Here is a 14,976-nt window from a genome sequence, read left to right on the forward strand (position 1 = left end):
ATCGGGTCGATCCGGTCTTCTTTCGGGCAGATGACCATCATCCCGCCGTTGTACAGCGTCCGTGCGATATCTCCGACGAACACGTCGAACGAGAAGCTCGCCAATTGCAGCAGCCGCACCGGGAACCGGTCCAGATGGTAATCCCGGCGGTAAGCCGCCGCCGTGTTGACCAGGCTGCGATGCTCGATCATGACGCCCTTCGGCTGACCCGTCGTCCCCGACGTATAGATCACGTAAGCGAGGTCGCCCGGCTCGTTCGAATTCGGCACGTTGGACGCATCCTCGGCGTAAACGGACTCGTCGTCCAGGCACAGCACCGCCTCCAACGCATGGCCTTCGGCCAGCCACGCTTGCGCTCGCTCCTGCAAATGCGTCTGCGTCAGCAGCACGGCCGCTCCGCTGTCCCGCAGCATAAACCCGATCCGCTCGGACGGATAGTCCGGGTCCAGCGGTACGTACGCGCCGCCTGCTTTCCAGACGGCCAGCACGGCGACGAGCAAGTCCGTCGAACGGTCGGCCAGAATGCCGACAATCGACTCGCGCCCGATTCCGCGCGCTTGCAGCGTCCGGGCCAGCCGGTTCGCCCGCTCGTTCAGCTCGCGGTACGTCAGCTGCGCTCCCGCATACACGACCGCTGTCTGCTCCGGCACAAGCTCCGCCTGCGCTTCGAAGCACGCATGGAACGTTTGCTCCGGCGCATAGTCTGCCAGCTCCGAGACTGCTCCACGCCTAGCGCCTACGCTGCCGAAGCCGTCCACCAGCATCGCCCGCTCTTCCGGCGTGATCATCTCCAGAGCCGACAGCTTCGCTTGCGGATTGCCGACAACGGAGTCGATCAGCCGGACAAAATGATTCGCAAGCCGCTCGACCGTTTCCCGCTTGTACAGCGCGGTGCTGTACTCGATGCTGCACTGCAGTCCTTCCTCCCGTTCCAGCGCATCCAGCGTCAGATCGAACTTCGCCGACGCGCTCTCGCTTGAGTAAGGCTTGAAATCGAGCCCCGCGATGCTCAGCTCCACCTGCTCCAGCGTCTTCAATTCGAACATCGTGTCGAATAGTGGATTGCGGCTCATATCCCGGGTCAGATTAAGCTTCTCGACCAGTTCCTCAAACGGATAGTCCTGGTGCTCGTAAGCGCCGAGCGCCTGCTCCTTAATTTCCAGCAAATAATCCACAAACGTCTTCTCGTCGGCCGGATAGCTGCGCATCGCCAGCGTACCCACGAACACACCGATCAGACTTGCCAAATCGGCATGCGGTCTTCCCGCAATCGGCGTGCCGACGATAAGGTCTTCCTGCCCCGTATATTTGTGCAGCAGCGTTTTATAGACGGCCAGCAGCACCATGTGCAGGGTCGATCCGGTTTGCGCGGCAAGCCGCTTTAACCCGTCGCGGGCCGCTTGACCGACGGCGAAGTCAAACCGCGCGCCTTCAAAACGCTGTACGGCCGGTCTCGCATAATCCGTCGGCATATGGAGCACGGGGATTTCGCCGCGGAAGACGTCCAGCCAGTACGCTTCCTGCTTTTTCATCCGCTCGGCGGCTTTTTCCGTCTGCTGCCAGACCGCATAGTCCTTGTACTGCACGCGCAGCGGCGGCAGTTCTTGGCCCTCGTACAGTTGCACGAACTCCTTGATCAGCACGCCCATCGACACGCCGTCCGAAACGATGTGATGCATGTCGTACAGCAGCAGATGACGGTCCGGGCCAAGCTCGATCAAGCCTACCCGCAGCAGCGGCGCCTGCTCCAGATCGAACGGCCGCACGAATTCGCGGATATGCGTCTCCGCTTCCTCTTCGCTTGCCGCCGTGTACTCTACGGCAAAGTCCACGTTTCCGTAAACTCGCTGTACGACGTCGCCGTCCGCCATCTCGAAGCCGGTGCGAAGCGTCTCATGACGAACAATCAGCTTGCGGAACGCGTCTTCGAGTCTTCCGCGATCCAGACGCCCTTCTACGAGCGTGACGCCCGGCATGTTATAGCTCGTCTCGCCGCCTTCCAGCTGGCTTAAAACGTACATCCGCTTTTGAGCCGAGGACACCGGATAATGCGCTCTTGGGCTGGCCTGCGGGATCGCCGTATCGGCGTCCTGCTCCATCCCTGCGATGGACTGTGCCAACTGTTCGACCGTCGGGTAATGGAACACATCGCGCAGCGGTACTTTGACCTGCAGCTCTTGGTGCATTTTCGCCACCAACGTTGTCGCCCGCAGCGACTGTCCGCCGATGTCGAAGAAGTTGTCCTGCACGCCGACTCTCGGCAGCTTCAGCACGTCCTGCCAGATTTGCGCCAGCTTCGCTTCCAGCGCCGTCCGTGGCGCCACATACGCCGTGCCTGTTTCGAGGCCGCCTTCCGGCGCCGGCAGCGCTTTGCGATCCAGCTTGCCGTTTGGCGTCAGCGGCATCCGCTCCACCTGCACGAAGTACGACGGGATCATATATCCCGGCAGCTTCGCGGCTAGGTCGCCACGGAGCTTAACAGCGGCAAGCGGCTTGTCCGCGACGTAATACGCGCACAGGTCTTTCTCGCCGCTTTCGTTCTCCCGCGCGATCACCACCGCTTCCCGGACCGCATCGATGCTCATCAGGCCGCTTTCCACCTCGCCCAGCTCGATCCGGTACCCCCGGATTTTCACCTGATGGTCGATCCGGCCCATATATTCGACCGTTCCGTCCGGCAGCCAGCGGGCCAAATCGCCCGTCTTATACATCCGTCCGCCAATCTCGTATGGATTCGGCACGAACTTCTCTTCCGTCAGCTCCGGTCTCCGGTTGTAGCCGCGCGCTACGCCCGCTCCGCTGATGTGCAGTTCGCCCGCTACACCGATCGGCACCAGCCGCTGCTCTGCGTCCAGTAGCCAAATCTTCTGGTTCGGCAGCGGCCGCCCGATCGGCACCGTGTCCGCCAGTTCCGCTACTTGCTCCGGCTCCACCTCGTAGATCGTCGAGTCGACCGTGCACTCCGTCGGGCCGTACACGTTCGTGAGCTTCACCTGCTCACCGAATGTCGACCAGAACGACTTCACAACCTTCGTCGTCAGCGCCTCGCCGCCAATCACATAGTGCTTCGCACCGGCCGCGCCTCCGCTGGCCGCAGCCGCCTGCACCAGAATTGCCAGGTACGTCGGCGTCGCATCCGTGATGTCGATGGCGTGGTCGCGGAAAAACTTCAGCAGCTTGTCCCCGTCCATCCGCGTCTCTTCCGGCACGATGTGCAGCGTCAATCCCAGCAGCAGCGCTCCGTAGATCGGCTTCACCGACATGTCGAACACGTACGGCGCCAGCTGCGCCATGTTCCGGTACTCCGGATTCGCCGCGTAGATCGGCTCGAACAAGCTTAAAGTAAAGTTCACCACGCTCCGCTGCTCGATCATGACCCCTTTCGGCTGCCCCGTCGTCCCCGACGTGTAGATCAGGTAGGCCAGGTTATCCGCCTTGGACACCGGCTCCAGGTTCGCTCCGTCCTTCGCCGGGCCTTCGTACAGCCACGCTTCGTCCAGGCACAATACCTCGCCTTGGAACTCCACTGCTTTGGCCTGCTGCCAGCTTTGCGTCAGCAGCAGCTTCGCTCCGCTGTCTTCCAGCACGAAGCGAATCCGGTCCTCCGGATGCTGCGGATAGATCGGCACATACGCGCCGCCCGCTTTCAGCACCGCCAGCATCCCGACGATCATCTCCAGCGACCGCTCCACCAGCATCGCCACCGGCTGATCCGCCGTCACCCCATGCGCCCGCAGCACGCGAGCCACACGGTTCGCCCGCTCGTTCAGCTCGTCGTAGGTCAGTTGCTCACCCTCGAACACCACGGCTATCCGGTCCGGCGCCCGCTCGACCTGCTCCTCGAAGACCGCATACAGCGTTTTGTTTTGCGGATAACGGTCATCCGTCGTATCGTTAAACTCCGTCTGAAGCTGAGCAGTTTCCTCCAACGTGATCATTTCCAGCTCCGCCAGCTTCGCCTGCGGGCTGTCTGCAACGGATTCAAGCAGCCGGACAAAGTGGCCCGCCATCCGTTCGACCGTTTCGCGCTTATACAGCGCTTCGGCATATCGGAGGCTGAACTGCAGCTCGTCCTCCGCCTCGGCCGCATTGAGCGTCAAGTCGAACTTCACCGCGTCGTGTCCGCTCGGGTACGGTTTGAACGTCAAGCCTTCGATGCCCAGCTCGCCGTCTTCCGTATTTTGCAGCACGAACATCGTGTCGAACAGGGGACTGCGGCTCATGTCCCGCTTCACCTGCAGCTTCTCCACCAGTTCCTCGAACGGATAATCCTGGTGCTCGTACGCCTTGAGTGCATGCTCCTTGATTTCCTGCAAATAGCCGAGGAACGTCTTCTCACCCGCCGGATAGCTCCGCAACGCCAGCGTGTTCACGAACATCCCGATCACCGGCTCCAGGTCCGCATGCGGACGGCCCGCAATCGGCGTGCCCACGACGACGTCTTCCTGCCCGGTATATTTGTGCAGCAGCGTCATGTAAGCCGCCAGCAGCACCATATACAGCGTCGAGCCCGTTTGCGCCGCTAGTAAGCGAAGCTGCTCGCTTCCGGCTTGGCCGAGCGTAAACGTCACCGTGTCGCCCTCGAAGCTGCGCACCGCCGGTCTCGGGTAATCCGTCGGCATATCCAGCACCGGGAGTTCCCCGCGGAACACGTCCAGCCAGTACGCTTCCTGACGCTTCATCCACTCGCCGTGCACGTCCGCCTGCTGCCATGCCGCGTAATCCTTGTACTGTATCCGCAGCGGCGGCAGCTCCTCGCCCCCGTACAGCCGTACGAATTCGTCGGTCAGCACGCCCATCGACACGCCGTCGGAGATGATGTGATGCATGTCGAGCATCAGCAGATGACGGTCCGCTCCCAGCTCGATCAAGCCTGCACGCAGCAGCGGCGCCTGCTCCAGATCGAACGGCCGCACGAAGCGGCGAATATGCGCTTCCGCTTCCTTCTCATCCGCCTGCGTAACTTCCAGACGGAACGGCACGTCCTCGGCGGCAACTACGCGCTGCACCGGCTCGCCGTCGACCAATTGGAAGCCGGTCCGCAGCGTCTCGTGACGGGCGATCAACCGGCGGAACGCTTCTTCCACCCGCTCGCGGTCGAGCGCTCCTCCCACCGTCAAGACCGACGGCATGTTGTAGCTGAGTGCCTCTCCTTCCAACTGGTTCAGCACGTACAGCCGCTTCTGCGCCGAAGACGCCGGGTAATACTCGCTTTCGGCCGTTACCGGAATCGACGCATACGCCACCTGCTCCATCTCTTCGATCACGCGTGCCAGTTGCTCGACCGTCGGGTACTCGAAGATACTGCGCAGCGGCAGCTGCTTGTTCAGCTCTTTGTGGATTTTCGAAGCCAGCGTCGTCGCCCGCAGCGAATGTCCGCCGATGTCGAAGAAGTTTTCCTTTACTCCGACATGCGCGGTGCCCAGCACCTCCTGCCAGATCTGTACCAGCTTCGCTTCCACCCACGTCCGCGGCGCGACATAGTCCACGCCCGGCTGCATGCTTCCTTCCGGCGCCGGCAGCGCCTTGCGGTCGATTTTCCCGTTTGGCGATAACGGCATGGACGGCAGCTGTACGAAGTAGGTCGGCACCATATAGGTCGGCAGCTCCGCCGCCAGCGCGCTTCGCAGCTCGCTCACCGCTACCTCGCGGTCTGCCACGAAGTACGCGCAGAGCAGCTTCTGGCCCGCTCCGTCTTCCCGCGCGACCACGACCGCTTCCTGCACGGCTTCCGCGCTCAACACGTGCGCTTCTACCTCGCCCAGCTCGATCCGGTAGCCGCGGATTTTGACCTGATGGTCGATCCGGCCCAAATATTCGATGTTGCCGTCCGGCATCCACCGCGCCAGGTCTCCCGTCCGGTACATCCGCTCGCCCGGGACGAACGGATTCGGCACAAACTTCTCGGCAGTCAGCTCCGGCCGGTTCAAATAGCCCCGCGCCACGTTGACGCCGGCGATGCAGAGCTCCCCGGCCACGCCGATCGGCTGCAGCCAAGTCGTTCCTTCCTCCACGATGTACAGCCGGGTGTTGTAAATCGGCTTGCCGATCGGCACCATCGGGTACACGCCGTCCGGCTCGCAGTCGAAGTACGAAACGTCGACCGTCGCTTCCGTCGGACCGTATAGGTTGATCAGTCTCGCCCCGCGAATCGAAGCGACCGCTTGCTGGAAGCGGGCTACGTGCTGCGCCGGCAGCGCTTCGCCGCTCGCAAACACTTGACGCAGCGTCCCCAGCTTCTCACGAAGGAGTTCGGCCGGCTGCTCTTCGGCATATTCCAGGAAGGCGTGCAACATGGCTGGCACGAAGTGCATTGTGGTGACGCCATAGCGGCCGATCGCCTCCAAAAGGCGTTCCGGGCTCTTTTCGCCGCCGACGGACAGCAGGCACATTTTCGAGCCGACCAGCGACCACCAGAACAGCTCCCACACCGATACGTCGAACGTAAACGTCGTTTTTTGCAAAATGGTATCCGCTTCGCCAATCGGATATTTTTCATGCATCCACAAAATCCGGTTGAGGACCGAATGATGCTCGATCATGACCCCTTTCGGCTTGCCGGTCGAGCCCGACGTGTAGATGACATAGGCCAAATGATTCGGCCCGGCGGCCGGCTCCAGATTCGAGCCGTTCGCGTCATAAACCGCCGCATCGTCCAGCTCTAGCGTTTTGCCGTCGAACACAACGCGATCCTGCAGACGGCTCAGCGTCAGCAATAGCTGCGCTCCCGAATCGTCCAGCATGTAGCGGATGCGCTCCTCCGGATACTCCGGATCGATCGGCACATACGCGCCTCCCGCTTTCAGAATGCCGTAGATCCCCACGATCATCTCCAGCGAGCGTTCGATCAGGATGCCTACAGGCTGATCCGGCTGCACACCTTCGGCACGCAGCGTACGCGCCAGTCGGTTTGCCCGCTCGTTCAGCTCGCGGTAGGTCAACTGCTCGTCCTCGAACACCACGGCTACCCGGTCCGGCGTCCGCTCCGCTTGCTCCTCAAACAGCGCGTGAAGCGTCTTATCCTTCGGATAATCGGCGTCCGTATCGCCCCAGACGTGCAAGATTTGCGCTTGTTCTTCGGCCGTTGCCAGCTCCAGCCCGCTCACCGGAACGTTCGGATCGGCAACCGCCTGCTCCATGATGCGAACCAGATGTCCGCGCATCCGGTCAATCGTCGCCTGATCGTAAACCTGTGCATTGTAGCGGAAGACGACTTGGATCGATTCCTCCGGCATAACAATCAGGTCCAGATCGTAGTTCGTTTGTTCCGCGATTTCGACGTTCGTGATGGCAAAGGCAGCCTGTCCGCCGTCTCCAAGCTGTTCCACTTGCTGCTCTACCGGGAAGTTTTCAAATACAATAATATGGTTGATCAAATCTTGCTTCTGCTCGGTCAGCGCCTGAATCTCGTAGAGCGGGAACGTATCGTAGCTGCCCGAGCGGAGCGCTTGCTCCTGTGTTCTTCTCATCGCTTCCGCGAAGGTCGTTGCCGCTTCGGTTTGAATGCGGACCGGAATCGTGTTGATGAACAGCCCGATCATGCTTTCCACGCCCGCAATATCCGCCGGACGGCCCGACACGACGCTGCCGAACACGACATCGCGGTTGTTGTTGTACTTCTGCAAAAGCACGCCCCAAGCAGTCTGCATCAGCGTATTGATCGTCACCTGATGCTGCTTCGCAACCCGGTTCATCCGCTCGCTCAGCTCCTTGCCGAGCTCGCAGGTCAGCTGCTCCGGCGTATAGCCTGCCGTCTGCCCCTGCTCCGAACCGGCTTTCGGCAGCAGCGTCTGCTGCTCGTATCCGGCCAAATACGCTTTCCAGTACGCTGCGGCTTCCCGAACGTCCTGACGTTCCAGCCATTCGATGTAGCGGCTGAACGGGGTAACCTCGGCGAACTCGGGCTCACGCTGCTCGGCCAGCGCATCATAAGCGCCGAACACCTCGCTCGTCACCAGCGACAAGCACCAGCCGTCCATCACGATATGATGGAAGCTCCAGATAAACCGGTAGGCCGTTTCGCCAGTGCGCAAAACGGATACGCGCATCAAGGCGTCCTGCGCAAGATCAAAGCCCCGAGCTTTGTCACGGCTCGTGAACTCGGCGATATATGCCTCCCGCTCGGCTTCTCCCATGCCTCGCAGGTCTTCTACGCAGACTTCGCTTCCCTTGTGTCGGTAAACGATCTGTAGCGGCTCTTCCTTCCAGCCGGTGTAGAAGTTCGTACGCAGCGCTTCGTGCCGCGCGGTGAGCAGATCCAAGCTCCGGATGAACAGACCGGCGTCGAAATCTCCGAGCAAGTCGAAGGCGGCTTGCTGGAAGTACGCTCCCGAGTCCGGCTCCATCAGGCTGTGGAACAGCATGCCCTTTTGCATCGGCGTCAGCGCGTACACGTTCTCGATTTCGCCTACATGGCGGGTTTGTTCCGCAATCGCGTCCAGCTCGTCCACCGTCAGCCCTTGGAACAGGACATCGCTCGGCGTCAGCTCCGGCCGTTCTTGCGCCACGCAATGCGCGAGCACTTCCCGCAGGCTTGCCTTCAGCAATCCGGCCAGCTTCTCCATGGTCTCCTTCCGGTACATTTGACCGTCGTAACGGAGATCCAGCGAAAGCGCGCCGTTCGTAATCATCCCGCTGACATTCAGCGCATGCTTGATCACGGTGCTGCCGCTCACCGATTCGCCGCCCGCATACGGCGAAACCCGTATCGCGCTGTGCTGCGCGTCCTGATCGAATTGCCCCAAATAGTTGAAGCTGATTTCCGGCTCGACCCCGAAGCTGTCGTCCTCCCGGCGGTCGGACAAATAGCGCAGGATGCCGTAGCCGATTCCCTTGTTCGGAATGCGGCGCAGCCCTTCCTTCACCTTTTTGATCGACTGAGATACGTTCCGGCCCACTCCTGCCTCAATCACGACCGGATACTGGCTTGTAAACCAGCCGACGGTGCGCGTAATGTCGAGCTCCGGCAGGATCGCTTCGCGGCCGTGCCCTTCCAGGTTGACGAGCACCCGCTCCATGCCCGTCCAGGCATGAACCGCCATGCCGAGCGCCGTCAGCAGCAGATCGTTCACTTCCGTGTTATACGCGCGGTTCGCCTGCTTCAGCAGCTGCTCCGTTTCCTCGGCCGTCCACTGCGCCGTGACGGTCTCGCTGTCCCGGAAGGCCATTGCCGCCTGTCCGCTCTTAGCGGTATCCTTCGGCAGCGGAAGCTGCTCCGTTTGCGCAACTTGCCGCCAGTACGCACGCTCGCGGTCCATGTCCGGGCTGTTGGCATAATGCTTCAGCTGCTCTGCCCACGTCTGGAAGGAATCCGTCTTCTGCGGGAGGCGGATCGTCTCACCTTTGACCGCTTGCTCATAGCCGGTTGCCAGATCCTCGAACAAAATGCGCCACGATACCCCGTCCACCGCCAAATGGTGAATGGCGATCAGCAGGTGATCTCCGTCGTCGCAGCGGAACAGCCCCAGCTTCATGAGCGGCCCTTCGCTCAAGTCGATACCGCTTTGGATTTCGCTCGCTTTTGCTTCGAGCGCCTCCGCAACGTCTGCTTGTCCACGGAAGTCGACGACGTCCAGACTGAACAGCTCGCCTTCGCCGATGCCGCGGTTTAGCACGGTAAACTGCCCGCTGCCGTTCTCCCGTACGACGAGGCGCAGCGCGTCGTGATGCTCCGCAAGCTTCGTCATCGCCTGACGGAGCGCCGCTTCGTCAAAGCCCTGCTCGTGGTGAAGCATGACCGCCTGGTTAAAATGATGCGGCTCGTCAAATCGCTGCTCGAAGAACCAGTGCAGAATCGGCGTCGGCCTCACTTCCCCGCGGACATCCCCTTGATCCGCCATCCGGCCGGCCAACTGCACATGCCCGCCAAGCTCGGCAACGGTCGGATGCGCGAACAAGTTTTTCATTTCCAGCTTGTAGCCGGATTGCAGCAAGCGGGAAGCTACCTGAATCGCCTTGATCGAATCGCCCCCGAGATCGAAGAAATTGTCCAAAATCCCGATTCGCTCCGTCCCCAGCACGGCCTGCCATACCGAGACCAGCGTCTGTTCCTTTGCGGTGCGCGGCGCCGCATAAGCCGCTCCGCCCCGTAGGCTTTCCTCCGGCGCGGGCAGCGCCTTGCGGTCGATTTTGCCGTTCGGCGTCAGCGGCATTTGCTCCAACTGCAAGAAGTACGACGGCACCATGTAGTTCGGCAGCTCCACCGCCAGCGCGCTTCGCAGCTCGCTTATCGCCACCTCGCGGTCCGCCACGAAGTATGCGCACAGCTGATTTTGCCCGGAAACATCCTCACGTGCGATGACGATCGTTTCTTGAACGGCGGATGCGGCCTTCAATATCTGTGCCTCGACCTCGCCCAGCTCGATCCGGTAGCCGCGGATTTTCACCTGGTGGTCGATCCGGCCCAAATATTCGATCTTGCCGTCTGGCATCCACCGTGCCAAGTCCCCGGTCCGGTACATCCGCTCGCCTTCCGCAAACCGGCTCATCACGAACTTCTCCGCCGTCAGCTCCGGCCGGTGCAGATAGCCCCGGGCAAGTCCCGCCCCCGCGACGCATAGCTCTCCGGCCACACTGGTCGGCAGCAAATGTCCGTACGGGTCCACCATGTAGATGCGGTGGTTAGGAACGGGACGGCCGATGGAAATGATCCGGTCCGCCATCGGGTCCGTCGAAACCGGCCAGATAGACGTCGCTATGGAGTTTTCCGTCGGTCCGTATCCGTTAAAGTACATCACCCGGTCTTTCCACTTCTGGATCAGCTCCGTCGAGGAAGCCGAGCCGGCCGTGAACAGGATGCGCAGGCTTGGCATGCGGTCCGGGTCCAAATAAACCGCGTAGGTCGGCGGCAGTGCCGCGACGGTGATGCCGTGCCCGGCCATATAGTCTTCAAACAACCGGTAGTTCTGGATGGTCTGCGACGTCGGGATATACAGCATCGCTCCGCAGAACAACGCCTGGAAAAACTCCCAGCAAGCGGCGTCGAACGAGTAGCTCGCGAACTGGAGGATTTTATCCTGCTGCCCGATATGCAGCGTATGGTCATAGTACGTTTTCAAGTTGCACAGTCCGTGATGCTCGACCATGACCCCTTTCGGCTTTCCCGTCGTTCCCGACGTATAGATGACATAAGCCAAATCGTCCGGTCCCGATACCGGCGTCAAATTCGAGCCGTCTTCGTTGTACGCGTCCGCCCCATCCAGCTCTATGACGGTCCCCACGAACGCGACGCGATCCCGCAATTGGCTTTGCAGAAGCAGCAGCTCCGCGCCCGAATCTTCCAGCATATAGCGGATGCGCTCCTCCGGATATTCCGGATCGATCGGCACATACGCGCCTCCGGCTTTCAGGATGCCGACGATACCGACGATCAGATCCAGCGACCGTTCGGTCATCAGGCCGACGAGGCGGTCCTTCGTTACGCCGCGCTCCCGCAGGGTGCGCGCCAGCCTGTTCGCCCGCTCGTTCAGCTCGCGGTACGTCAGCCGCTCGCCTTCGAAGTACACGGCGATTTGGTCCGGCGTACGCTCCGCCTGCGCTTCGATCAAGCCGTGAATCGTCTGCTCTCGCGGATAGTCCGCCGCTGTGGCGTTGAACACGTCGATGATCTGCGCTTTTTCCTGTGGTGTTACCACTTCCAGCTCGCTGACGCGAATTTGCGGATTCGCCGCGATTTGCTCCAGCACATAGACGAGATGCCCGTACATCCGCTCGATATCGGCACGCTCGAATGCCAGCGCATTGTATCCGTAGAAAATATGGATCGATTCGCCCGGCAGGACGACAAGGTTCAAGTCGTAGTTCGTCTGCTCGACCGACTCGATACCCTTGATCGTAAAGCTTGTCCCGTCCTCGCCCAATTGCTCAAGCTGTTCCTCCATCGGATAGTTCTCGAAAATCATGATGTGACTGATCAAATCCTGCTTTTGCTCCGTCAGCGCCTGAATCTCATAGAGTGGGTACGTATCGTACGCATGGGAAGCGATCGACTGCTCCTGATTCCACGCCATCACTTCCGCGAAGGTGGAGTCGGCCTCGCAGCGGATGCGCACCGGTACCGTATTGATGAACAGCCCGACCATGTTTTCGACGTTCGGAATGTCCTCCGGCCGCCCGGATACGACATTGCCGAACACGACGTCCTGGCTGCCGTTGTATTTTTGGAGCAGAAGCCCCCACACGGTCTGCATCAGCGTACTGATCGTAACCTGATGCTGCTGGGCTATCCGGTTGATCTGCCCGGTCAATTCCCGGCCCAGATCGAATTCCAGGTCCGCGGACGCGTAGCCCGCTTTTTCCTGCGGCTTGCCCTTCGGCAGCGTCGTTTGCTCCTCATATCCGGCCAAATAGCCGCTCCAGTAGCGGGACGCCTCAGCCTGATCCTGCCGCTCCAGCCATGCGATATATTCGCTGTAAGGCGGTGCGGGGAGAAGCTCGGGCTCCCGGTTCGCGCTGAGCGCAAAGTAAATGCGGAACACTTCGCTTGTGACCAGAGACCAGCACCAGCCGTCCATCAAAATATGATGGAAGCTCCAAACAAAGCGGTACGTTTCCTCCCCGGTGCGCAAAATCGCCACGCGCATCAGCGAATCGTTCGCAAGATCGAAGCCCCGGGCCTTATCGTCCCGTGTGAAGGCCTCGACAGCGGCTGCGCGCTCCGTTTCCTCCATATCGCGCAAGTCGCGAACGAGGAACTCGCTGCTCCGGTTCCGGTAGACGACCTGCAGCGGCTCGTCCTTCCAGCCGGTGTAGAAATTCGTTCGCAGCACCCCGTGCCTTTGTACCAGCAGCTCCAGACTCTTGCCGAATACGGCGACATCGAAGTGGCCTTGCAGATCGAACGACGCCTGCTCGAAATAGACTCCCGATTCCCCATCCATCAGGCTGTGGAACAGCATCCCCTTCTGCATCGGCGAGAGTGCATAAATATTCTCCAGATCGCCGTGCGTTTGGGTGTGCTCCGCCAGCCGCTCCAGTTCCTCCAAGATCAGCCCCTTGAACTGAACGTCGCTCGGCGTCAGTTCCGGCCGCTCTTTCGCCACGCAGTGCGCGATGATCTCCCGCAGGCTGGACTGCAGCAGCCCGCCCAGCCGCTCCACCGTTTCCCGATGGTACTGGGTCGTGCCGTACAGGATCGTTAAAACAAGCTCGCCCTCCGACACCATCCCATTCATATCGAGAGCAAAGTCCAAGGCGGCATTTTCACTGACCGGCAAACCGCCGGAATAAACCGAAGACTCCAGCTCGTTGTCTTTGTAATCCTGATCGAACTGGCCGAGATAGTTGAAGCTGATTTCAGGCTCGACGGCAAACTTCACGCCCTCTTGCGGCGCGGACAAATACCGCAGGATGCCGTACCCGATCCCTTTGTTCGGAATGTGGCGCAGCTCTTCCTTCACCCACTTGATCCGCTGGCCGACAGACTCGTCCTGTCCCGTCTCCAATACGACCGGGAATTGGCTAGTAAACCAGCCCACGGTCCGCGAGACGTCCACATCCGGGATAATCTCTTCCCGGCCATGGCCCTCCAAGTTGACCGGCACCCGGTCCAGGCCCGACCATTCGTGTACGGCCATCCCCAGCGCCGTCAGCAGCAGGTCGTTCATTTCCGTGCGGTATGCCCGGTGCGCCTGCTTCAAAAGCTGCTCCGTTTCCTCCGCCGTCCAGCGTACCGTCACGACGTCGCTCTCTTTCAGCAGCGGTCTAACCTCCGCGTGATCCTTCGGCAGCGAGACATAGCCGATCCGTTCAATTTGCTGCCAGTACGCCCGCTCCTGCTCCATCGCGGGGCTGCTCGCATAGCGCGACAACTGCTCCGCCCATGTCCGGAACGAATCCGTTTTGTGAGGCAGACGGATCGCTTCTCCACGAAGCGCCTGCTCGTATCCAGTGGCAATGTCTTCGAACAAAATACGCCACGATACCCCGTCGACCACCAGATGGTGGATCGCGATCAGCAGATGGTCGCCGTCCGGACATTGGAACAGACCGAGCTTCATGAGCGGGCCGTGTTCCAAGTCGATGCTGCCTTGAATTGCCGTCGCTTTCGCTTCGACTGCGGCCGCGCAGTCCGCCATGCCGCTAAAATCCAGCAGTTCCAGGCTGAACAGCTCGCCTTCGTCCACGCTGCGGTTCCATGCCGCATAGTCGCTGCCTGTTTCCTGCAAACGGAACACCATCCGCAGCGCGTCGTGATGCTCGACGATCTTCTGCATCGTTACGCGCAGCGCCGCTTCGTCGAACCGTTCCTTGCGGTACAGCATGACCGACTGGTTGCTGTGATGCGCGTCGGCCGGCTGCTGTCCGAAGAACCACCGCTGGATCGGCGTCAGCTCGACGTCTCCGGTTACGGCTTCCTGGCTCGCCAGCTTGCCCGACGCTTGCAGATGCGGACTCAGCGCCGCCACAGTCGGGTAGGCGAACAAGTCCTTCATCACCAGCTTGTAGCCCGCTTGCAGCAAGCGCGAAGCCACCTGCAGCGCTTTGATCGAATCGCCGCCCAGCTCGAAGAAGTTGTCCAGGATGCCGACCTTCTCCACGCCCAGCACGGCCTGCCATACCGCCGCCAGCGTCTGCTCCGCCGCCGTCTTCGGCGCTGCGTAAGCCGCTTCCGCGCGCACACCGCCTTCCGGCTCCGGCAGCGCTTTGCGGTCTACCTTGCCGTTTGGCGTCAGCGGCAAGCGCTCCAGCTTCATCATCCGCGCCGGTACCATGTGCGACGGCAGGCTTTGCTCCAGATACGCCAGCAGTTCCTCTACGCTTAGCGCTTCGTCCCCTGCCGCGTAGCCCGCCAAATATTTTTGACCCCGCTCATCCGTCCGGTCGATGACCACGGCCTGACGTACGCCGGCGAAGCGCAGCATCGCCGTTTCGATCTCGCCTAGCTCGATCCGGTAACCGCGGATTTTTACCTGATGGTCGATCCGGCCGATGAAGTCCACGTTCCCGTCTTCCATCCACCGCGCCAGGTCGCCCGTA

At 61.0% G+C, this 14,976-nt stretch carries 1 protein-coding gene; it reads right to left on the reverse strand.

Annotated elements, in window-relative coordinates:
• Positions 1–14,976: non-ribosomal peptide synthetase (locus QMG93_RS34565; protein ID WP_281944441.1), on the reverse strand; the 14,976-nt coding region annotated here is incomplete at both ends.

This window comes from Paenibacillus tyrphae, from assembly GCF_027925525.1.
Classification (GTDB): Bacteria; Bacillota; Bacilli; order Paenibacillales; family NBRC-103111; genus Paenibacillus_G; species Paenibacillus_G tyrfis_B.